Below are 22,277 nucleotides of genomic sequence, written 5' to 3'. Positions count from 1 at the left end.
TGGGCGAATTATACCGATTTCCAGCCAGCATTGTCCACATACCCTATGGATCTGCGGGGCGCATCATATTTTAAAACTTGATTGTATTGAGCTTTCTAATGAATGCTTCCGTGGATGCTTCGCCAATTACCCGAAGGTGAGAAAGTTCTCTGCCGTTTCGGTCATAGAAAAGAAATGTTGGCGGGGCTACCACATTAAAGTGCTTCAGCAACTCTCTTGTATTTTGATCATTTGAAGTGAGATCGACTTTAACCACAATGATATTTTCTAATTCTTGCAAAATTGCCGGGTTTTTCAGAGTGGTTGCGGCAATGACTTTACACGATGTACACCAGTCTGCATAAAAATCCAGCATGACTGGTGTTCCTTTTGCTTCAGCCAATGCTTTTTGGGCTTCCTTGACGGTTGTTACGACTTGTGGCGAAGATTGCCGGCTGGTTCTTGCAAGGTCAGAAGAATTTTTTAAAGGAAGCAGGGGATTGGTGTTTCCCTGACTGGCGCCAATCAGAATGAGCAGTCCATAAACCAACAGCATGATGCCTGCTCCTTGATTCAGCTTATCAAGATTGCTTTTTGCTTGATTGAATGCGCCGATAAAGACGCCGCAAAAAATCAATAACCCCGCCCATAATGCCATGCTTAAAATTTGAGGCAAAATGCGCTCAAGTAAATAAATTGCAAGCGCGAGGAGCAAGACGCCAAAAAAGGCTTTTACAGTATTCATCCATGAACCGGCCTTGGGCAACAGCTTGCCGGCGGAAGTTCCGATGAATAATAATGGCAACCCCATGCCCAATCCCAGGAAAAATAAAGCAGTGCTGCCAAAGCCTATATTTCCCGTGTGGGCAATATAGCCTATAACCCCAATTAAGGGAGCGGTTACGCAGGGAGACAGCACAAGCGTTGACACGCATCCCATAATGGCCGCTCCCAAATAATGCCCCCCGCTTTGACTGCGGGTAACACTTGCCAGTTTGCTTTGCCAGGAGACGGGCATGCGCAATTCATAAAAATTAAACATTGATAAGGCTAAAACAACAAAAATAAGGCCAAGGGCACCGATGACCCAGGGAGATTGCATGAAAATCTGCAAATTGTTGCCCATCAATGCAACCACCGCACCCACCAGCGCATAAGTTAAAGACATGCTGAGCACATAGCTTAATGAAAGCAAGAAAGCCTTCCGGGTGGATAACTCCTTGCCTTGACCGACAATGATGCCGGAAAGTACCGGGATCATGGGGAGAACACAGGGCGTGAATGAAAGCAGCAAGCCGAAACCTAAAAATCCTGGAATAATCCAGAGCAAACTATTGGATGAAAGCACTTCGTCCACCTGAGTTTTGGGTTCTGCTTCGCTGCTGGCCCCTGTTGCGTTTTCTCCATGTTCCGCGTTTACCAACGCAAGGTCTTTATCAAAGGATAATTTGATTTCTTTTGCCTGCGGCGGATAACAAAAACCATCATCCGAGCAGCCCTGATAATGCACAGTGATGAGGTCTTCTCCCGCCGCCTCACCGAGAACAGGGACAGGGAGCGACAGTTTTAGGCGGTAAATCTCAAATTCTTCTCCCCTGTTATTGGTTTTGCTTAAGGGTTTCGGGAAGCGAATTTTGCCAAGCTTATATAGTTTGTCTCCTTTGGGTTGAAGCTGAATTTTATCCTTATATAAGAAATAACCTGGCTTGATAGACCAATTTAAAATAAATGTGTTTGGATCTTCTCTTTTAGCTGAAAGCTGAAAAATCTCTTCAGCAGAAGGGGGGCTTGCAAATGCAAGCGCCTGAAATAAAAATAAAAACATTAGAAAAATTTTTTTCATGACAAACCCGTTAAATATTCATCCAGTCTGAAGCCGGATGCAAACCACGCTTCAGCAAGGCCCAGTCGCGAATGGTGCTTTTAAGTATGCCATGTCATCTGGATTCCTGGGCCTGAAAATCTTCTGCATTGAAATTATATCATGCATGATTGTATGGAGAAAAAAGCCCGGGCTCAAATAATCTCTGGTGAGCTTTCTATAAATTTTTTTTTTCAACCCCCTTGAAACTATCCTTTGAATCCCCATATGGCAATCATCAGCGTCATCGAGATGATAACGCTAAGCAGTCAGAGAGCGCTCTGAGTGATAAAATAGGGTATAAAACAATCAGGAGAAAACAAGTATGAAGATTCGTCCTTTACACGATCGTATTATTGTTCGCCGTCTGGAAGAAGAACATAAAACAGCCGGTGGTATTGTGATTCCAGACAGCGCTAAAGAAAAACCAATGCAAGGCGAAGTTTTGGCTGTCGGTGAAGGCAAGGTACTGGAAAATGGTGATGTCCGCGCTTTGGCTGTCAAAGTAGGGGATGTGGTATTGTTCGGCAAATATTCCGGCACAGAAGTCAAAATTGATGGGCAGGAACTCGTCGTGATGCGCGAAGATGACATCATGGGTGTTATTGAAAAATAAATTCATCGTTAAAGGAGACTAAATAATGGCTAAAGATTTACGATTTGGTGATGACGCACGCCAAAGAATGCTCGCTGGCGTAAAAGACCTGGCAGACGCTGTACGTGTCACAATGGGCCCAAGAGGGCGTAATGTGGTATTGGAAAAGTCTTATGGCGCTCCTACAGTGACCAAAGACGGCGTATCCGTTGCCAAGGAAATCGAATTTGAAGATCGCTTTAAAAACATGGGCGCGCAAATGGTTCGGGAAGTGGCTTCCAAAACTTCTGACGCTGCAGGAGACGGCACCACAACAGCGACCGTATTGGCTCACGCCATTGTGGTTGAAGGGCATAAAGCCGTTGCTGCCGGCATGAATCCCATGGATCTGAAGCGTGGCATTGATAAGGCAGTTCAGGCTATTACCAAAGAATTGCATGCTATGTCCAAGCCCTGCAAAGACAGCAAGGCTATCGCCCAAGTTGGTACCATTTCTGCCAATTCCGATGAAGCCATTGGTTCCATTATCGCAGAAGCAATGGAAAAAGTGGGCAAAGAAGGCGTGATTACTGTTGAAGATGGCAACAGCCTGGAAAATGAGCTGTCTGTTGTTGAAGGTATGCAATTTGATCGCGGCTATATTTCCCCATACTTTGTCAACAATCAGCAAAATATGTCAGCAGAATTGGAAAACCCCTTCATCCTGCTCGTGGATAAGAAAATTACCAATATCCGTGACATGCTGTCAGTACTGGAAGGGGTTGCCAAATCCGGCCGTCCGTTATTGATCATCGCAGAAGACGTGGAAGGCGAAGCTCTGGCTACATTGGTTGTCAACAACATGCGCGGCATTGTAAAAGTGTGCGCTGTGAAGGCTCCCGGTTTCGGCGACCGTCGCAAAGCCATGTTGCAGGATATTGCTATTTTAACCAATGGACAGGTGATTTCTGAAGAAATCGGTAAAAGCCTTGAAGGCGCTTCTCTTGAAGATCTGGGCGGTGCAAAACGTGTTGTGGTTACCAAGGAAAACACCACTATCATTGACGGTGAAGGTAAAGCAAAAGACATCAGCGATCGCATTGCTCAAATTCGTGCTCAAATGGAAGAAACTTCTTCTGACTACGATCGTGAAAAACTGCAAGAGCGTGTTGCCAAATTGGCAGGCGGCGTGGCAGTGATTAAAGTCGGAGCTGCGACTGAAGTTGAAATGAAAGAGAAAAAAGCCCGCGTTGAAGATGCGTTGCATGCTACCCGCGCAGCAGTGGAAGAAGGCATCGTAGCCGGTGGTGGTGTTGCGTTAATCCGGGCTCAAAAAGCTCTGGCCGGGTTAAAAGGCGATAACCATGACCAAAACATGGGTATTGATATCCTGCGCCGCGCTATTGAGTCGCCACTGCGCCAAATCGTTGCCAATGCCGGCTATGAAGCTTCTGTGATTGTTAACAAAATTGCAGAAAACAAAGGCAACTTTGGTTTCAATGCTGCAACCGGTGAATATGGCGATATGGTTGAGATGGGTATCCTTGATCCAACCAAAGTGACCCGTACTGCGTTGCAAAATGCTGCATCAGTCGCAAGCTTAATGCTGACCACAGAGTGCATGGTAGCTGAGCTTCCCAAAAAAGAAGAAGCTGTCGGCGCCCATGATATGGGCGGCATGGGCGGCATGGGCGGCATGATGTAAGCCTTCATGTGTCCAGCTAATAAAACCCGCCGCCTGGCGGGTTTTTTTTTGCAGGAAGCAAATGTTTCGTAAGATAAGACGTTATGCCAGTGATAACGATTTTACTTTTTCCAATTGCCTAAGCGGTGAAAATTCAGCATATTTCATAGCAGAGACAGGCAGATAAAAAGTTTGTTCAAGCAAAAACTGGCCGCTTAAAGCCGCATGGGAAACCTGATCAGTATAAACCAGCCAGGTGCTTTGTGCCGGAAAATCGAATCGCAATTTTTTAACGGCAGTTTGGTAGGCATCATCGAGCTTCATCAGGTTGTGAAGATTCAGCATGGCATGATCATAAGGAGTACGAAAGGTTTTGGTCACTTTGCAAAGCTTTAATAACCTTGCTTGCAAAGCATTATACCTCGGTATTTTGGATGAAAATTGTTCCAAGACTTGGGAAAAAGGCTCTCCCAAGTGCCATACTCTGGGTTTACCTTCAGGGTTAATGTTGCAAAAAACACGTAAAATCCTTTGTCCGTTAACTGGTGTTGCAGGAAATGAATCCACATGTAACCTGGTATCATCTTTGAGTTTTGAGCTTTTTCTTCCTTGAATTTCGGCAGGTCGGTAACTGGTTCTTCCCAACCGTAATTCATTTTGATATGAGGGCAGGAGGCTTTCGAGCAGCTGCCTGGAAAATTCCGCATAACGGTGCATAAACTGTCGGACTTTGTTGGCCTGCTCAATAGAATGGTGTTTGCAGACGCCTGAAAGCTTTCGCGATTGAAAATCATAGCTGACGTTTTTACGATTTGGACTCAGTATACTTTCAGTAAACATGTGTTCATGCTGGTTCAGGGTAAAACAATAATTTGGAAGAAAAACGACTTTCCCTGATTCTAACGCAGCAAGGGCTTCCATTTTATCCTGTGATTGAAATTCAGAAATACTTTTTTTATCTAAAGAATATAAATATTGATTCATGCTTAAATATTCGCAAAATGTAAAATAAGAATGAGAAGATTCTAACAAAACGATGATAAATAAAAAAATATGATTTTTATATTGACTTGACATTTCTGAATGGACATATTGATTGTGATTTTTACTTGTTGTAAAATTACCAATCAAAATTACCATTGTTAATTGCTATGAAACCATTTTCCGATATACCTCAAGACATCATGCAAGATGTGGTCGCTCCATTTCTTCCTAATGCCGCCCTGCTCAATTTGTCGCTCACATCGAAAGAAAACCAGAAAAACCACAAAGAGCTTCTTAATAAACGTCATCAACAGATTTTCGTCGAAAAAAAATTGCCTGAGTATGAAAAGAATCTTGATTTTCTGATGAACGCCACTATGGTTTCAGCAAACGCATTGGAGAAAGCAAGGCAGGTAATTGTCCAATTAGAACCCGAGATTATAAAGCATATTGATTTAATTCCTGCAGAACATGCGTTCAAATTATCGCGCATTTGCAGCGTGCGTTCTGAAAAAGACTGCTTTTACTGGGCAGAAATAGCTGCCAGCAAAGGACATGAATGGGCTAAGTTCAACCTCGCTGTATACCATAATGAAGGCCGGAAAACATGCAGCAAGGCTCCATCCAAAGCCAAAAAACTCTTTAAGGAACTTTTAGAATCCACAAAGAACCAAGAAGTGCGGGATAAGATTCGCTGGTATATAGGAACACACCCGGAGATCAATGGTTCTTTTGAAACGCAATCTTCAGAAGAAAATACCAATGTGGATTCTTTGAATATGGAGGCGTCGGATAATATAAAAAATGGCGCTGCCAAAAAATCTGCTTCTTCTTTAATGGGTATCGGCATGCAGGTTTTGGGTGGATTTGTCGCTGTTTTGGGACTGGCCGCCGTAGCTTCGGGCATAGTACTCCTGGCTGCGGTGAGCGCTAGCGCTGGTTTAATTGTAGCAGGATCTGGTCTTGCGGCTTTAGCCTGCGGCTTGGGTCTTTTTGCCGGCGGCCGACTGTATCATCACTGGAATGGCAGTTCGCAGAGCCTTAACCAACCACTCAAGATTTAGAGGGGAAAGGGCAATGAACCGGCAAAACCTCTTATCGGGATTATAAGCCCATCAAAAACTGATATTTACCTGCAATCGGTCGAGGCGTGGCGGTTTTAATTATTTTCTTTTTCAACTATCCTTAATTCAGGATAAGGTAATTCAAAACCATCATATTGATCATAAAAATAATCAAAAGGGAGTTTAAGATGAGTGATTTGATTAATAAGTTATCTGTTATCCTGGCCGATACCTACGCCTTGTATTTAAAAACACAAAATTATCATTGGCATGTAAAAGGACCTCAATTCCGATCATTGCATGGCCTGTTTGAAAGTCAATATTTGGCGCTGGCAGAGGCCGTGGATGAAGTTGCAGAGCGAATCCTGATTAAAGGCCACAAGGCTCCTGCAACTTTTAAAGAATTTGAGCGTTTGAAAACCATTAAAGACGGCAACTCAGATATCAGCGCCAATGATATGGTCGTTGAGCTTGCTCAAGATCACGGTGCTTTGCTGAAAGACTTAAATATAGCCATGAACATGGCTCAGGAAAAAAATGACGAAGGAACTGTTAATTTATTGGCAAACCGGATAGAAGCGCATGAAAAGGCACGCTGGATGCTTGCCGCTTCACGAGAAAATCCATAAGAGCCTTTCTTCTTATTAAAAATGTTGCAGTAAAAAGAGGAGTGGGTTATGGCAGGATACAGGGCAAATAATACGGTAATGGTGATTGCGGTAATCGTGATTGTACTTTTGGCCATGATTGTACTTTATTTTGTCTTTGGCGGCCGGTATGTTACTGTTCCGCCTCCACCAGCTCCCATTGTACCGGAAACAGAGACCAGGGTTGAACTCCCGAGGGTGTATGTAACGCCGCCTGAGCAACCTCCAAAGCAGGAGGTTGAACAGCGTTAATTCAGTTCTGTATGAGGGTGTCAGGATAAACGGCTCGGAACAAAGCGCGTCAAGGCTCTAACGCCTAAGATTTGTCGTTTCATGCTTCGCGAAAATGATGTAAATAAGGCATTTGGCGATCAAAGCATGATGTCGCTCCGAAAAATTGCTTTATTTACTGTATTATTTCGTTATGATGAATATATCCGATACCCTGCGCAGGACAGCTTAAGGTGTTGCAATTACTTTTTCCACTGGCTTTGCTTTTAAGCGCCAGCCTTTTATTCATGATTCAACCTATGGCGGCAAAAGTGCTGTTGCCGGCATTTGGAGGCACACCGGCCGTATGGGCTGTATGCATGTTGTTTTTTCAAGCCCTGCTCCTTGTTGCTTATGCATATGTCTGGGCAATAAGCCGATTTAGATATGGTGGTCTTTGGCGAAGTGTGCATATTGCAGTCAGCCTGCTTAGTATTTTTTTTCTGCCTTTATTGTTTTCGCCCGATTCGGGAACCGATATTCCCGAGTTCAGTATTCTTAAGTCTTTGGTCATGCAGCTCGGGTTGCCCTTGCTGGTAATAGGCTCTTCGGCGCCTTTATTACAATATGCTTTCAGCCAAAATCAAAAAATTAGAAGCAGCGACCCTTATTACCTGTACGCAGCCAGCAACGCAGGCAGTTTGCTGGCGCTGTTGAGTTATCCCTGGCTTATTGAACGTTATTTCAGTGTTAAACAACAATTTTTTGCCTGGAACGTTGCTTATGCTTTATATCTTATTTTACTGATTTTGCTTTTGACCACGAGCCGTTATGCGCCTGTCATCCAGACATATTCAAGGGCAGGGACTGTGTCTTTTGCTAAAAAACTGTGGTGGATTTATCTTAGTTTCGTGCCTTGCAGTTTGATGCTTGGGGTAACATTTTACATCACGACAGATATAGCGGCGACGCCTCTATTCTGGGTATTGCCGCTTGCGCTTTATCTTTTGACTTATGTCATTACCTTTTCACGTAAAAGCTTTATATCCCACAGGTGGGTGCAAAGAAATACGCTGTTTATTTTAATTTTTCCTATCATCGGCTTTATTGCGGGCATACACAGCCTGCCAGGGTGGCAATTGATTATTGCCCATCTTGTAACCTTTTTTATGCTGGGATTGTTATTTCATGGGGAATTGGCTCGTTCTCGGCCGCCTGTATCCCAATTAACCACTTTTTATTTTTGTATTGCTTCAGGAGGTGTTCTGGCAGGGGTATTTAACAGTTTGCTTGCGCCAATACTCTTTATACATGCCGAGGAATATCCATTAATTATCCTGATTGCGCTGTTTGGAATTTCAATGCCCAGGCAAAATTTCCAGTGGGGGGTGCCTTTACTGACAATTTTGCTGCTGCTGATTAATTATTACTTACCGGATCAAGGCTGGCCGCATTGGATAAAATCAATGCATATCCTTGAAATACTTGCCCTGGCAATGATTTTAATTTTTGCAAATAGTTCCAAAACGCTGTTTGTCAGCATGAGCATTTTATTTGTGTTTATTTTTATGCCCTGGTTTAAAACGCCAACTATTCTGAGCCAGCAGCGCAATTTTTATGGGGTAAAACAAGTTTACGCCCAGAATGGTTTGCATGTTTTTATGAGCCACAGCACATTACACGGGTTTCAATTGATAAAAAACAAACAACAAAAAGAATACAGGGGAATAGAAGCTTATTATGGAGCGGTTTTTCCGGTGGTTCAGTATCTGCAGCAGATTCACCCCTCTCTTAAAACCATTATTTTTGGATTGGGAGTTGGAACCATGGTTTGCCAATTTCGTAAGCAGGATGAGATAACCATGGTGGAAATTGACCCGCAAGTCATTGAGATGGCCAACAATCCAGAATTTTTTACTTATTTGCAGGATTGCCCGGCGAAAGTTTCCATTATCAGGGATGATGGCCGATTAGCCCTGACGCATATGCCGGATCATGCCTATAATTTGCTGGTGATGGATGCTTTCAGTTCAGACGCAATACCGGTTCATTTATTAACTTTGGAAGCATTTAAGCTTTATCAGCAAAAAATCACGGAAAATGGCGTTATCCTGGCGAACATCAGCAACCGCCATTTAAATGTCTTGCCAGTGATAACCGCAGCGGGACGTGAATTGGATATGGCGGTTTTGCATACCAGGCAAAACGGTAACAGGAAGCAGGGGCAGCTCCCGTCTGAATGGGTTTTGCTGACCAAAAATGAAGAGACGATATCGAGCCTTCTGCGCGATAAAAACTGGCGCTTTGTTGCTGAAAATGAAAGCCTGTTGTGGCGGGATGATTACACAAACCTGATTCCAATCTTGAGATGGTAGGAACAGTCAAGTCCAGTGTATGTGGGAAGCCCCGTGCTTGTTAAGAATTCCTTAAGTTAATTTTCATACAATAAAGATAACCGTATCTGGATTTTTGTATGCCTTATCCAAAATTATCGGCAGTATTAAATAATTGCCCTCTACATGCGCTGACACCTGAATTAAAAGCTGAAATTATCAAATTTCGGGATAGGGCGCTTTATGTGAATCAGCATAATGCTGATTATGATCGTTTAAAGCGTACGTTTGCCGATTTTTATGGTTTTGAGCCTGACACCTTTACATGGAAACAGTTTGCTGATCTTCTCGAGCGCTACAATGCGTTTGATACCCAAATTATTTTGGGCCCTGTCTTGCGGCTCTTCATGAAAGAAAAAATGCCAGGGGAAGAAAGCCTATATTTCATGGCTGTTGAACGGAATGTGGCTAAAGACGAATATATCCGATTATGCACAGAGACAAACAGGGATACCGGGCGTTATGAAAGCCTTGGGCCTCAGGAAGTATTCAATTTTGTAGCCAAGCATTTGGGGATTTCTATCCATTATTTCGCTGAGGCAGGGAATAATGAACCGTTGAATGCCAATGATTCTGTTACCGTTCAACCGGTTGAAATGTACCATCAAGGCGGGGTTATCGGCGCACAATCAGGAGGACATTGGGAACGCACCAGGAATGGGGAAAGCAGTGTTGATTTCCAAAAGGATGAAACGACCCAATTGACCGCCTTTCTGCCTTTTTTAGGAGAAGATCCAAATACGAACCCGATTGGCTTTGAACTGTTAAAAAAACATATTCAGTTGAGTGCGAAAGCCATTGCAAAGAACCAAGAATTGGTTGGTGAGTTTAGTCAATTATATTACTCAGCTGCTTTAATTGAGCGGTACCTTTTTAATATTGCCTATGTTCCAAAAGCACTTGCTATTGAATTGCTTGGGGACAATCTGCCACAGGATGTACAACGCTTTATTGCGCATTATCACTTCAATGAGGTTAATCAGAATCTTATTTATGAACGCTGGATTAAAGCTCATCCCTCTCAAAAACCGCATCTTGAAGGATACGAAAAAGATGTCATCCAATCTTTGGTTGAGCCCATAATTAAACCTTTTAATCCAGAACAGGCCGAATCCGGTTTGGAAAATCAAGAAGTACAAGAGATCCGCTCAGACCAGCAAGACATAACCCAGGAACACCTGTCAGAAGAAGACGGGGATAGTCTGAAAAGCAATCAAGAACAGACAAAAGATGAGCCGCAACAATCTAAGGCTGAACTTCAGTTTGCTGAAAAACTCGAATTACTGAGATACAAAATTGATGATCTTGAAAAGCGTAAAGCGCAGGCGGAGAAGAACGGCAAGCTCAAGCAACGCAAGCAATTAAATGATGCCTGCATTGCTGCATCTGAGTTGTACAATAATCTTGTTCGCGAAGGAAAAATTTATTTTCAACAGGAAGCCACCATAGGTTCCTATAAGGTTTTTAAAAACAATTGCAACCACCATATCCGCACAGCGCGAGAGGTACTGGATAACCATAGAGGTTGGTCAGAATTTTTAACCAATCTGGCCTTGGCAATTTTAACGGCGGGCATTGGGTTGTTGATTAAAGGCGGAATTAACCTTGCGAACAATAAACAGTTCTTTTTTGTCCATAAAACAGATTCAGCAAAAAAACTGGATGAAATAGAAGAAGAGATTAACCAAGCGAAACCAGATCGTTAATTGCTGCATTTTCCAGCAACAATACCGGCTATTTGAACCGGATTTTTTGTAGCTGAAAAATGATTTGATGCGGAAATATGTTAAAATATTGGGCAATTTAAATTCTTCTTACCGAACATACTGCCTAAGTAAAATATAAATTGAATATGTCTATAATCAATACATTAAATGGTTTTAAAGCATACATAGAATCAGGCAACCCCTTCCGGTTACAAACCTGTATGGATTTTTATGATTCAAGAAGCGCATTATTACGCCAGGATTTCTATACCACAAAAATTTGCCAGGATGAGCAAATTCAAGGATGTGTTGAAGAAATTTTACGAAGCCTTGGCGTTCCGCCATATTTATGGGGACGATATATTGGGGCATCCATTACCGTTTATGATTTTTTGCTGGAATTAAAACAGCTTCCTCTTCAAAAACACGAACAGATTGTGCATTTCATTTCTCAGATTGAGAGTAAAAATAAAACGCTGGACAGGAAAATATTTTTTGGCAGCGCTTTTTTTGTAGGGCTTTTATGGTTCCTTTTGCCTTTGTTGAGTGAGGGAGGTATCAGTATTCTGCAAGGCATTGTGGCTGCAACTCTTTTTTTTCCTGTCGTCGGCATTTTATATACAATTGGAGTAGGGGCTTATAGTTTTTATCAAGGCTTGATTACTCCTGAAATTCCCCTCTGGAAACGATTTCGGGATAATTTCTTCTTATTGGCTCATAGCGCGTTGAATCTTGCCGCATACGGCATATTAATTACAGCTGCTGCTACCATGACGCCTGTTGCAGCTTGCTTGTTTATCCTGGCAGCTTCTGTCAATATCGTTAAAGAAGCAATCAGTTTGATAGAAATTTTAATAAAATTTAAGAACATAGAAAATATTGATGAACACGATGATTTGATATCCTGCCAGAAAAAAACAAGGTTAATATTTGAATTCAGAAAACGAAGAAATCATGTTTTAGTAGAGCTCGGGGCGGCAGTCGTTGTTGCAGGAATTATTGCGGCCTGGTGTTTTATGCCGGCAAGTCTTTTGATAAGTATTGGCGCAATCTTGACGATAGGCCTTGTGTATCTTGCAAAGAATCAAATTGTTCATTGGAATAAACAAGCTATCTCTTCCGCGATGGAAGCGCAATTCAATACCCTTGAGCAGGCAAGGATTGAAAGAAATTCGGATCTTTCCCCTGAACATAGCCAACAACCCTTCATGAGCCAAAACAGGGTGCGGGATAGGCAGCATTCGCCGCAGGTTGGACTCAGCATATTTAATGCTTCATCCAAGAAAAAAGGCGAGCAAGAAGCCGTCATCGAAGAGGCGGCTTCAACTGAAACTATGGCTTTTAACGTATAAATTGAAATTTTTATCCTTTATTATCCCAGGGACTTTCATGAAGCGGCCAATCATAGCTCGCATAAATGTATCCTAAGGAATCAGGATCAACCTCAGGCCCGGTAAACTCAGGGTAGAGGGTTGAAACCGTGTTATGGATTTTTTTTATGTCGCTTCTCGTCAGGCAAAATCCGTTTTTTTCAAACATCTTTTCAGCAGTGAATGAACGAACCTCATCACTGTAACTGGCAAGTTTTGGAGCCTTGAATTTGCTTTCTTCATCAAAGATTCCTGAATTCAGGAAATGCCCTACCTCATGAATCAGGGTGCTTGCAATTTCTTCAACATTTTTTTTTGAGCTCAGGTAGATGTATTTATCAGCATATATAATTCCTTCAAGTACAGATTCAATTTTTCTGACAGTCAATTCACCAGGCGGAAAGGAAGCAGGCAGATTAATTTTATGTTCTCGTTTAAAACTTCGACGCATGGAGGCGTAATGCTCGGGGGTTAAATCAAAAAAAGAACCAATCTTGACTTGTTGCGCATCTATTGCTTCGATTACTTTTCTGGCAACAAGAGCGTTGTTTTGCCTGATAAGCGTTATGGCGCTGTTTAATTTGTATTGGAAATTGCGGACTTCGGGATTGGTTTTAAAAAAATTATAGTGAGACATTCCTTTTCTCCCTTTTAGTGTTATTGATGATTTTCCATACATCAATTTAATCATAGCCAAATCTCGGGCGATTCAACAATGATGCGGTTGCTATGGTTGAATTAACTGAAGAAATTATTTAGGAAAGAAGAGGGTTATAAATCAGCCAGATTGCCTTTTTGCTCAAGCCAGGCTTTGCGATCCGCTGCCCTTTTTTTGGCGAGCATCATATCCATTAATTCATTGGAAGCCAGCTCATCTTCAAGCGTGAGTTGGACAAGGCGCCTGGTATTTGGGTCCATGGTGGTTTCACGTAACTGCAGAGGATTCATTTCCCCTAATCCTTTGAAGCGCTGAACGTTCATTTTGGCGCGGTTACTTTGGGCTAAATGTGCGACAATTTTCTCCTTCTCAAGGTCATCCAGCGCATAATAAACCTCTTTGCCCGCGTCAATTCGATAAAGGGGCGGCATTGCGACAAAAATATGACCGGCCTGCACCAAAGGTTTAAAATGGCGGAGAAATAAAGCGCAGATCAAAGTTGCAATATGGGCACCGTCTGAGTCAGCATCAGCGAGAATGCAGATTTTGCCATAGCGTAAGCCGCCTAAATTATCAGAGCCAGGATCGACCCCGATGGCTACAGAAATATCATGTATTTCCTGCGAGGCGAGGACTTGGGCAGAGTCTACTTCCCAGGCGTTTAATATTTTACCCCTAAGCGGCAAAATAGCCTGAAATTCTTTATTGCGAGCCTGCTTTGCGGAGCCGCCCGCGGAATCTCCCTCAACCAGAAATAATTCCGCCTGAGATAAATCCTGCTGCAGGCAATCGGCTAACTTACCGGGAAGCGCAGGCCCTTGGCTGACCCGCTTGCGGGCGACTTGCCTGGCCTGCCGCAAACGCTTTTGCGCGCGTTCAATGGCAAGAGCGGCTATCATTTCGCCGGACGTGCGGTGTTGATTGAGCCAGAGCGCAAATGCATCTTTAATCACATTGGCGACAAAGGCTGCGGTTTGCCTTGAGCTCAATCTTTCCTTGGTTTGTCCTGCAAATTGAGGCTCTTTCATTTTAACAGACAGGACGTACTGGCAGGGCTCCCAAAGATCTTCTGCCGTCAGTTTTACCCCTCTCGGAAGGAGGTTTCTTAATTCGCAAAACGCATTGAGCGCTTCAAAGAGGCCGGAACGCAAGCCGTTGACATGAGTTCCGCCCTGGATTGTTGGTATTAAATTCACATAACTTTCATGAACTGAATTATTTGAGTCTGTGCTCCAAACCAAAGCCCAATCCACTGTGGCATCAGCGCTTTTAAATTCGCCGGTAAATGGCTCATTTGGCACCAGTTCGCCGGTTAAGGACTGGCATAAATAATCGGCCAGCCCATGTTCATAGCGCCAGCTTGTTTCCTCTTTTGCAGGATGATTGATCAAGGTAATCAGAAGGCCTGGGCAAAGGACTGCCTTGGCGTGCAGGGCATGGGTTAATTGCTTCAAAGAAAGCTTGGTGCTGTCAAAATATTTTGCATTAGGCCAAAACCGGATGATGGTACCGGTATCTTTTTTTTTCGTGATGCCTGTTTCCTGAAGCTCAACTTGTTTTTCACCATTGGCAAAAGACATTTGATAAATAATGCCGTTTCTTTTGATGGTGACATCGAGCCTCTCGGATAAAGCGTTAACCACAGAGACGCCAACACCGTGCAGGCCTCCGGAAAATTCATAGCTCTTATGAGAAAATTTCCCACCGGCATGCAGGCGGGTCATAATCACTTCAACACCGCTGATGCCTAATTGCGGATGAATATCAACCGGCATGCCGCGGCCGTTGTCTTCGATTTCAATGGAACCGTCATCATAGAGGCGGACTATGATTTTGCTGGCAAATCCGCCGAGCGCCTCATCTACGCTGTTATCGATGACTTCCTGAGCCAAATGATTGGGACGGGATGTATCTGTATACATGCCGGGGCGGCGTTGTACCGGTTCCAGTCCGCTCAATACTTCAATGGCTTCTGCGGTATAATTTTCTGACATTGGCTAAAAAATAAAATCAAATTCACTGGCTTAAGTTTAACACGAAATCATGACTCGACCACTACAGGCGGAAATTTATCAGCATAATTTAAGGGCTTATTGGCAATCTCGACAGCCATTCGCAAAGCCGCTTTGCAAAAAGCCATGGCCAGGTCATTTTTTCCATGCAATGCAGTAGGCTCTCCCTGTTCGCAATGGTCGCCAATATCACGATGGAGGGGGAGTTGCCCCAACAGAGGGCATTGAAAACTTTGACAGAGTTTTTCAGCGCCATCGTGACCAAAAATAGCTTCCTGAAAACCGCAGTGGCTGCAAACATGCTGCGACATGTTTTCTATAATTCCAAGCACGTCAATATTGGTTTTGGCAAACATTTTCAAGGCTTTTTGTGCGTCAAGGGTCGCCACAGTCTGTGGCGTGGTTACAATCACAGCGCCAGTCAGGGGAATTTTCTGTACTAGGCTAAGCTGTATATCACCGGTTCCCGGGGGAAGGTCAATTAGCAGGTAATCCAGTTCTTGCCAACGGGTGATATCAAGCATTTGCAGTAAGGACTTGGCAAGCATCGGGCCTCGCCAGATTAATGCCGGGTCGCCTTCAGTCAGATAGCCTATAGACATAGCTTGAATACCATGCGCAAGTACTGGCAGGTAATGGTCGCCTTCTATCTGAACGGGTGGGGCTTTTCCAAGCATTAAAGGAATACTTGGCCCATAAATATCCGCATCGAGAATTCCTACCCGGGCGCCTGAACGTACCAGAGCTGCCGCAAGATTGACCGCAACAGTGGACTTGCCTACTCCGCCTTTGCCAGAAGCGATGGCTATTGTGTTTTTGATACCGCGTAAACTTTTGCCGGGCAATTGTGTGCGGTGGGATTTAATCAAATGATCAATATGAAGATTGATTTCATATTCGGAGAATGCCTCTTGAAGCCTGGCAGTTAAAGTTTGAGATAGACGCTCTTTAAAGAAATGGCTCGGAAAACCGAGAGATAGGTGAATATCAAGTACATTGCCATTTTCTGTGATGATGGGTTTAATCGGTAATTCCGCAAGCGGCTGATTCAAAAAATTATCTTGTATCTGATTTAGAATGTGCTGCAGTTTTTTTTGCAATTGCATGATATTGCCATGATAGATAGGTTTTAAAAAAGGCATAATACCTGTAATGAGGGTTTTTTACGAGACTTCAAGGGGCAAGTTGTGCTTTGACTGTAATGCTTTGTTTGTGCCATTTCTGCCTGCGCGGAAATGGAAAATTTTAGACACTTTCGTAAGCATGATCTTACTCAGGGTAAATGATCTTCCGGGTAGGACCAATGCAGCCATTGACTACTCGCCAGATAATAAATGCCGCAACAAATTGGACCTGGCTTAAGGCGGTATAAAATTTCTGCATATTCATTAACCTGATTTTGATGATTTTTACGGCTGTTTACATCGTCACGACCGGTTTTGAAGTCAATGACCCAGCGAATGCCTTGCTCAACAAAGGTTCGGTCAATAATTCGGGTAGAAACAGTACCGTTCGCATCCAGGAGAAGCTCAAATTCGTTTCGTTCTTCTTTGTGTTCCGCAATGAGCCATTGTCCTATAGGATCATCAAATAATCGCCTGATTTGTTGTTTTAATTCCGCAAGAACCGTCGCTAACTGAGTCCTTGAAAACCCGAGGGTTAACAGCCGGTTGGCAGCCATCTGCCAGGGAATGGAGTGAAAATCAGGATGACTGTCGCAAATCCACTGCAAGAGCTCATGGGTGACAATCCCAAGGAGCCGATGATTACTGTCCTCGGCTGGCAACAAAAACCGGCTGTTTGGCTGGGGATTAGGCGTAAAAGCCTGCTGATAATAATTGCCAGGCAATGCATAGAGTTCAGGCAATGTTGGCTCTTTATCGATTGGGTTTTCCAGTTGTTTGGGGGTTAAAAATTCCTGGTGCCCTAAAAACGACCTAAACGTGCCTTTAGCGCCTTTTTCCCGGTTATCGAATAAATGCAGCCTTTTTTTGGCGCGGGTTGCAGCTACATAAAGGAGGCGCCTCTGCTCGTAATCATCTTTTTGCATGTCAAGCCGGCCAAGGTAGTCATACAGCAAGCATTGCTCTGTGTCGAATGCTTTTATGGGCGATACCAGAAGCAATTCCTTATCTTCAGTGGGCAATTTAAGCCAACGCAGTAAAGGCCTATCGGGATTGTTGGGTTTTGCGCTTAAACCGGGTAAAAAAACAGAGTCAAATTCAAGTCCCTTGGCCTTGTGAATGGTCATGACCTGCAAGTTCGACGGCGTTGTCTGTTTGGCATACAGATTTTTAAACTCGGCATCGAATAGATGAATATCCGCAATTTGGCCATCTTGTTCAAATTCTTCAAGAAGACACCAGAATTGTTCCAGATCTTCCAGTTCATTTTCAGAATGAATATGTTCTCCATGCAGCTGATTAACCGTTTTTCTGATCCAGCTCACCAGAGGTTCCTGATGTCTTTCTGCCAGAGCCTGATGCATGATGAAAAACACGTAGTTTGCCCTAAGCCGGCCGTCATCACTTAATCCCCGGATGGCGTCCAGGTTTTGCAAGGCAAAATAAATCGATTTTTTTTTATCATAATTGGCAATTGCATGCAGGTCAGCAATAGGCAATCCCGCATAGGGGCTACGCAGCAAAGCAAGCCAGCTCAACCGATTGGCTGGCATTAATAACGCTTTAGTAAGCGACCATACATCACGAAGGTGAGGCAGGCTGGCTAACGGGTCAACTTCTATACCCTGAAAGGGGATTTCAAATTGGCGCAACAAGCGCATGATGCGGGTCAGCTGATTCCGTGTCCGCACTAGAATGGCGATACTGTCTTCAGGATAGCATGACAGCTCATGCCGTATTTTTTGCACAAGCTCAAAGGCTTCCTCTTCTGCATCCCTTAAAGCGCAAGCTGTAATAAAACTGTCTTTACTTTGAGGGTGGATACTGGTTGAATCATGGTATGAAACCGCGCCTGATTCAATATCATCTGTCGAGGGGAAAAGGTTTTTAAAATGCCGGTTAACCCAATCGACAATGGTGGCTGTAGAGCGAAAATTTGAATTTAACTGGAGCGAAACCAGTTTGACAGGGCCTATCCCCTGTTCTTTCGCGCGTAAAAAAAGCCCCACTTCCGCCGAACGGAAGCGGTAGATAGATTGCATGGGATCACCCACTAAAAAGAGCGTCTTTCCGCTATGCGGCTCCCAGCCCCCGATGAGCTTTTCCAGGAGCTTAAACTGCCGGATAGATGTATCTTGAAATTCATCGACCAGCAAATGATGAATTTGATGATCGAGATATAGGGTCAGATCAGTGGGGTTGTCCTCATCTCCCAAAGCGTGTAAAGCCTGCTCGGAAACAGCAGTAAAATCTAGGGTATTATGCTTGCTGAAAACCAATTGTAATGAAGCAGCGAGCAACGGCAGAATTTTAAAAATCGCCTGCAATACCTGCCATTGCTGCACGTCATAAACAGGGACGGGTAATTCTTTTGCCTGAACAAGACAATCACAAAAATCCGGATAATCCCCAAGTTGTTCCAGAAGTTTCCTGCTTTGTTCTTTAAGCTCATTATATTCCTTGTCCGGACAAATTCCACGTTTTAAACCGACATGATGATCAAATGACTTACGCAGGTTCATCTCAGATGTTAAAAGCGTCGCTGCAAGGCTAGCACTTAGTTCGCGGTTAAGCTCCCTGAAATGAGATAGGTTCCGTAAAGTATGGCGGGGAGAGGCGGGATCGCTTTCTATATCAGCAAGCTTTCTGACAAGATTGACTAAATCCTGTGCAAGCTCTTCAGGCAGGGTGAGGTGCAGCCTTGCCAGCTCATGTTCTTCAATAAAGGATAACGCTTTCTCAAAATCTTCTTTTTTCTGCAAGCGCGCGTCAGCAATCATCGCAAGCCAATTATCGCGTTTGGCCAAGAGGTCGCTCAATAAAGATAAAAGAGTTTCCTGATGGTTATCAACATGTTTTAGGAGCAGTTTAATGGCGGGTTGAAATTCTTCATGCCGGATTGCGTAATTCAGGCAATCTTCTGCCGCGGCGCGGTAATATTTTTGCGGTTTTTCAGCAACCTTTGCATAGGCTATTTGTTTTTCCTGTAAGGGAATGGCTTGATTCAAGCGCTGGCAAAGCGCATCAATGGTGTAAATATGGAGCCTTCCCGGCTGCTGCAAGAGATTCCAGTTTTTTGCTTTATTGCGTTTTAATGCTTCCTCGGCATAAGTCAGGGTTTGCTTGAGATGCGCAGATTCTGCGCTAAAGCCGCTGTTTGCCATGGCGAGCGCTTTTAAAATTCTCTCCCGCATTTCATTGGCTGCCTTGCGGGTGAAAGTCAGCGCAATAATTTGTTCCGGCGCTTCGACATTAGCCAAAAGGCGCAGGAATCTCTGGGTTAAAAGTTCCGTTTTACCCGAACCCGCGGGAGCCTGGACAATAAAAGATTGTTCGGGATTAGTTGCCTCGCTCCGAGCTGCGTGATCTTTAAGCATTATGATTCGTGCTCATCATGATCCAGAATAATTTCTTGTGCCGGCGGCCTTAAATTGTAGGAAGAACTCATGCAGTGCCCATAAGCGCCGGCATTGGCAATGAGGATGAGATCATTTTCTTCCGTTTCAGGCAATAAGCGGCTATAGCCCAAGGTGTCCCCTGATTCGCAAATCGGCCCTACCACATGGGCTATCCGTTTTTTATCCTGGTGAAAACGAGTCAGGTTGACAATTTCATGATAAGAACCATATAACGCAGGCCGAAGCAGGGAATTCATCCCTGTTTCAACGCCTATAAAGGAGACTTTGCCTTTTTCTTTGCATTGCGTGACTTTTGCAAGAATAATGCCGCATTCCGCAACAAAGTAACGACCAGGCTCAAGCCAAAATTGAAAGTCCGGATGCTGTGATTTGACTGCTAAAAGCAATTCATCCAGTTTTTTGATATCAAGCGGTTGCTGCCCAGGTTTTTCGACAACACCTAACCCTCCGCCCAAATTGAGGATATAGGCATCCGGAAACTCGCGGGCAAAAGAGGCTAGCATTAAAGCGGTTTGTTGCCATAAATCAGGCGTCAGTATGCCGCTCCCGGAGTGCGCATGCAATCCTGAAACTTTGACATGATGGGTTTTGATTAAAGCCAGCACTTTGGGGATATCTTCCTTTGGGATACCGAATTTTGACTCATTTCCCCCTGTACAAACGTATTTATGATGACCTGCGCCACAACCCGGGTCAATGCGGATTAAAATTTCTCTTCCTTGAAAAACTTCAGGCCAATGCTCCAATGGATAAAGATTGTCAACAGTCACATGGCAGCCAAGATTCAGGGCAAACTCATATTCTTCCCTTCGGGAAAAATTGGGTGTAAATAAGAGTTTTTCAGGAGAAAGATTAGGAAACAACTTTAGGACATGTTGCAATTCAGGCATTGAAACACATTCAAAACCAATTTGATGAGCAAACAGGGTCTTTAAAATGGCTGGATGGGGATTGGCTTTAACGGCATAAAACAATTGATCAATCGAGCTTAATTTTTTCAAATTTCCCGCGCTATTGGCAACAACCCTCGTGTGATAGATATAGCAGGGCGAGTGTTGCTCGCCCAAGGTTAACAGGTGCTCACGTTTTTCCTGCCACCAGCATTCCCCCTGGGGTTCCGGCGCGCCAAACTCTTCCTGCCAGCTTTTCGAATAGTAAAAACTTTGCGGATTATTCTCAATCAGAAGTCCATGAAGCTTTTGGCATAAACGTTCCGCCTGGGTTTCTTCCACAACAAAAGTGAGATTGAGGTCATTTGATGCCAGTGACATTAGATATACCTGCTGCGATTCAAACAGTTCCAGTGCAGCGCCTAGTTTCGGCAACATCGTGCGGATATGATGTCCAACAAGGCTGACGGCACTGCAGGATTCAATTAGTTTTGCGCGCCCGAACTGATTTAAATCGGCAAGCAGGGCGTCCAGTTTGCTCCTATCCTGCAATCTGGCATTGGTATCCAGAGATAAGGTGACATTGAATTCGGAAGAGGAAAGCAAATCCACTGAAAATTCATGGGCCTTAAAGGCATTAAACACATCAGCCAAAAAGCCGACTTGTTGCCACATATGGAGCGTATCAATGGAAATCAGCGTCACATTGTGTTTGACCTGTATGGATTTAATCAAAGGCGCGTTTTCATCACTGTCTTTTGAAATACACGTTCCAGAGTGCTTAGGCAGCCGGGTATATTTAACCCACATTGGAATACCGGCGCGCCTTACAGGCGGGAGGCAGTTGGGATGCAGCACTTTCGCGCCCATGGAGGCAATTTCCTGGGCTTCATCATAATTGAGTTGTTTTAATAAACGGGCATTGGGCAACTGATGTGGATTTGCAGTATAAATGCCGGGTACATCAGTCCATATTTCACAAGCGCATGCTTCAAGAAGGGCTGCAAATAAGGCAGCGGAAGTGTCTGAGCCGCCGCGTCCCAGTAAAACTGTATCTCCTTTGTTATTTGCGGCAATAAAACCCTGAGTAATAATGGCTTGTGCCCCGCTTGTTTTTAATTGCTCCGCTATCTTTGGGTTGGGTCCGTCTATACAACGGGCAGCCAGATAATTGATTTTATCGCCGCCCGGCATAATGCGGCTCACGAGGGCGCAGCGCGCGTCAAACCATAGGCAGTTGATGCCTTTTTTTTGTAAAAATGCCTGCCCGAGGCGGGTCATCATCAACTCACCAAGACTTAGGATTTCTGCACATGTTTTGGCGGGTGCTTCTTTTAACAATGCAATGCCTGTAAGCCATTCTTCAAGCTGGATTAAGTCCTTGCTGATTAGGTTTGGATCAACCTCCATCTCGTGAGCCAATTGAAGATAGTCTTCGCGAAGATTCATAGCCAGCGCGTGATGTTCATTGATAAGTGCTGCAGCAATCAATTTTTCAAGTTTATTGGAAGCTTGCGAGAGCGCCGAGCAGACGATAACCGGCTGGAGGCCATTGGTTATATGATTTTGGGTGATGAGTGCAATATTATCCCAGTTTTCTCGCGTGGAAACGCTTGTGCCGCCAAATTTGGTAACGATTTGTTGCATAGAAAATCCGTGCAAAAATAAAGCACATTAGCATGGAGTCATGCAGAGAACAAGA

15 protein-coding genes are annotated in these 22,277 nt (G+C 44.0%); 8 read left to right on the top strand and 7 right to left on the bottom strand.

Features of this window, described 5'->3' with window-relative positions; all coding sequences use genetic code 11:
• Positions 1–70 precede the first annotated feature (70 nt).
• Positions 71–1,822 carry a protein-disulfide reductase DsbD gene (dsbD, locus tag Llon_RS05320; RefSeq protein WP_058529013.1) on the bottom strand — a complete coding sequence of 584 codons (1,752 nt, stop codon included), beginning with the start codon at positions 1,820–1,822 and terminating at the stop codon, positions 71–73.
• Between the two features lie 343 nt (positions 1,823–2,165).
• On the opposite strand from dsbD, the gene groES reads away from it, so the two are divergent.
• Together groES and groL are read left to right on the top strand one after the other, a co-directional pair.
• Complete coding sequence (groES, locus tag Llon_RS05315; protein WP_058529012.1) at positions 2,166–2,456, top strand: co-chaperone GroES; 291 nt, start codon at positions 2,166–2,168, stop codon at positions 2,454–2,456.
• 25 nt (positions 2,457–2,481) lie between these two features.
• Positions 2,482–4,119 carry a chaperonin GroEL gene (gene groL, locus Llon_RS05310; protein WP_058529011.1) on the top strand — a complete coding sequence of 546 codons (1,638 nt, stop codon included), beginning with the start codon at positions 2,482–2,484 and terminating at the stop codon, positions 4,117–4,119.
• A gap of 81 nt (positions 4,120–4,200) precedes the next feature.
• Here groL and Llon_RS05305 read toward each other — a convergent pair whose 3' ends face one another.
• Positions 4,201–5,082 (bottom strand): Kdo hydroxylase KdoO, encoded by an 882-nt coding sequence (locus Llon_RS05305; protein WP_058529112.1) that lies wholly within the window; start codon positions 5,080–5,082, stop codon positions 4,201–4,203.
• Between the two features lie 167 nt (positions 5,083–5,249).
• Here Llon_RS05305 and Llon_RS05300 point away from each other — a divergent pair, with 167 nt between their 5' ends.
• From Llon_RS05300 to Llon_RS05275, 6 genes are all read left to right on the top strand, one after another.
• On the top strand, positions 5,250–6,146 hold the full coding sequence (locus Llon_RS05300; RefSeq protein WP_058529010.1) for a hypothetical protein: 897 nt from the start codon (positions 5,250–5,252) through the stop codon (positions 6,144–6,146).
• A gap of 188 nt (positions 6,147–6,334) precedes the next feature.
• Entirely contained in the window at positions 6,335–6,775 is a 441-nt protein-coding gene (locus Llon_RS05295) for a Dps family protein (protein ID WP_058529009.1), read from the top strand.
• A gap of 48 nt (positions 6,776–6,823) precedes the next feature.
• Complete coding sequence (locus Llon_RS05290) at positions 6,824–7,045, top strand: hypothetical protein (protein ID WP_058529008.1); 222 nt, start codon at positions 6,824–6,826, stop codon at positions 7,043–7,045.
• Between the two features lie 212 nt (positions 7,046–7,257).
• On the top strand, positions 7,258–9,378 hold the full coding sequence (locus Llon_RS05285) for a spermidine synthase (RefSeq protein ID WP_058529007.1): 2,121 nt from the start codon (positions 7,258–7,260) through the stop codon (positions 9,376–9,378).
• A gap of 98 nt (positions 9,379–9,476) precedes the next feature.
• Positions 9,477–11,102 carry a hypothetical protein gene (locus Llon_RS05280; protein ID WP_058529006.1) on the top strand — a complete coding sequence of 542 codons (1,626 nt, stop codon included), beginning with the start codon at positions 9,477–9,479 and terminating at the stop codon, positions 11,100–11,102.
• 221 nt (positions 11,103–11,323) lie between these two features.
• A complete protein-coding gene (locus tag Llon_RS05275; RefSeq protein WP_058529005.1) occupies positions 11,324–12,454 on the top strand; it encodes a hypothetical protein in 1,131 nt (376 codons plus the stop codon).
• A 10-nt stretch (positions 12,455–12,464) separates the two neighbouring features.
• On the opposite strand, the gene Llon_RS05270 is transcribed toward Llon_RS05275, so the two are convergent.
• From Llon_RS05270 to Llon_RS05250, 5 genes are all read right to left on the bottom strand, one after another.
• A complete protein-coding gene (locus tag Llon_RS05270) occupies positions 12,465–13,109 on the bottom strand; it encodes a hypothetical protein (protein ID WP_058529004.1) in 645 nt (214 codons plus the stop codon).
• Between the two features lie 134 nt (positions 13,110–13,243).
• On the bottom strand, positions 13,244–15,124 hold the full coding sequence (gene parE, locus Llon_RS05265) for a DNA topoisomerase IV subunit B (protein ID WP_058529003.1): 1,881 nt from the start codon (positions 15,122–15,124) through the stop codon (positions 13,244–13,246).
• Between the two features lie 47 nt (positions 15,125–15,171).
• Positions 15,172–16,248 (bottom strand): iron-sulfur cluster carrier protein ApbC, encoded by a 1,077-nt coding sequence (gene apbC / locus Llon_RS05260; RefSeq protein ID WP_058529111.1) that lies wholly within the window; start codon positions 16,246–16,248, stop codon positions 15,172–15,174.
• 167 nt (positions 16,249–16,415) lie between these two features.
• Complete coding sequence (locus Llon_RS05255) at positions 16,416–19,643, bottom strand: UvrD-helicase domain-containing protein (protein WP_058529002.1); 3,228 nt, start codon at positions 19,641–19,643, stop codon at positions 16,416–16,418.
• Positions 19,643–22,222 (bottom strand): bifunctional aspartate kinase/diaminopimelate decarboxylase, encoded by a 2,580-nt coding sequence (locus Llon_RS05250; RefSeq protein WP_058529001.1) that lies wholly within the window; start codon positions 22,220–22,222, stop codon positions 19,643–19,645. Before Llon_RS05250 ends, Llon_RS05255 begins: the two co-directional genes overlap by 1 nt.
• Positions 22,223–22,277 lie beyond the last annotated feature (55 nt).

This window comes from Legionella londiniensis (assembly GCF_001467825.1).
In the GTDB taxonomy this organism is placed as follows: domain Bacteria; phylum Pseudomonadota; class Gammaproteobacteria; order Legionellales; family Legionellaceae; genus Legionella_A; species Legionella_A londiniensis.
The sequence above is the reverse complement of the archived record's forward strand: the minus strand, read 5'-3'. Positions and strand labels throughout refer to the sequence as shown.

What these genes read in the sequence shown, in the direction of transcription:
- dsbD (WP_058529013.1), bottom strand. Translation starts at nt 1,822, where the DNA reads ATGAAAAAAATTTTTCTAATGTTTTTATTTTTATTTCAGGCGCTTGCA.
- groES (WP_058529012.1), top strand. Translation starts at nt 2,166, where the DNA reads ATGAAGATTCGTCCTTTACACGATCGTATTATTGTTCGCCGTCTGGAA.
- groL (WP_058529011.1), top strand. Translation starts at nt 2,482, where the DNA reads ATGGCTAAAGATTTACGATTTGGTGATGACGCACGCCAAAGAATGCTC.
- Llon_RS05305 (WP_058529112.1), bottom strand. Translation starts at nt 5,082, where the DNA reads ATGAATCAATATTTATATTCTTTAGATAAAAAAAGTATTTCTGAATTT.
- Llon_RS05300 (WP_058529010.1), top strand. Translation starts at nt 5,250, where the DNA reads ATGAAACCATTTTCCGATATACCTCAAGACATCATGCAAGATGTGGTC.
- Llon_RS05295 (WP_058529009.1), top strand. Translation starts at nt 6,335, where the DNA reads ATGAGTGATTTGATTAATAAGTTATCTGTTATCCTGGCCGATACCTAC.
- Llon_RS05290 (WP_058529008.1), top strand. Translation starts at nt 6,824, where the DNA reads ATGGCAGGATACAGGGCAAATAATACGGTAATGGTGATTGCGGTAATC.
- Llon_RS05280 (WP_058529006.1), top strand. Translation starts at nt 9,477, where the DNA reads ATGCCTTATCCAAAATTATCGGCAGTATTAAATAATTGCCCTCTACAT.
- Llon_RS05275 (WP_058529005.1), top strand. Translation starts at nt 11,324, where the DNA reads ATGGATTTTTATGATTCAAGAAGCGCATTATTACGCCAGGATTTCTAT.
- Llon_RS05270 (WP_058529004.1), bottom strand. Translation starts at nt 13,109, where the DNA reads ATGTCTCACTATAATTTTTTTAAAACCAATCCCGAAGTCCGCAATTTC.
- parE (WP_058529003.1), bottom strand. Translation starts at nt 15,124, where the DNA reads ATGTCAGAAAATTATACCGCAGAAGCCATTGAAGTATTGAGCGGACTG.
- apbC (WP_058529111.1), bottom strand. Translation starts at nt 16,248, where the DNA reads ATGCAATTGCAAAAAAAACTGCAGCACATTCTAAATCAGATACAAGAT.
- Llon_RS05255 (WP_058529002.1), bottom strand. Translation starts at nt 19,643, where the DNA reads ATGCTTAAAGATCACGCAGCTCGGAGCGAGGCAACTAATCCCGAACAA.
- Llon_RS05250 (WP_058529001.1), bottom strand. Translation starts at nt 22,222, where the DNA reads ATGCAACAAATCGTTACCAAATTTGGCGGCACAAGCGTTTCCACGCGA.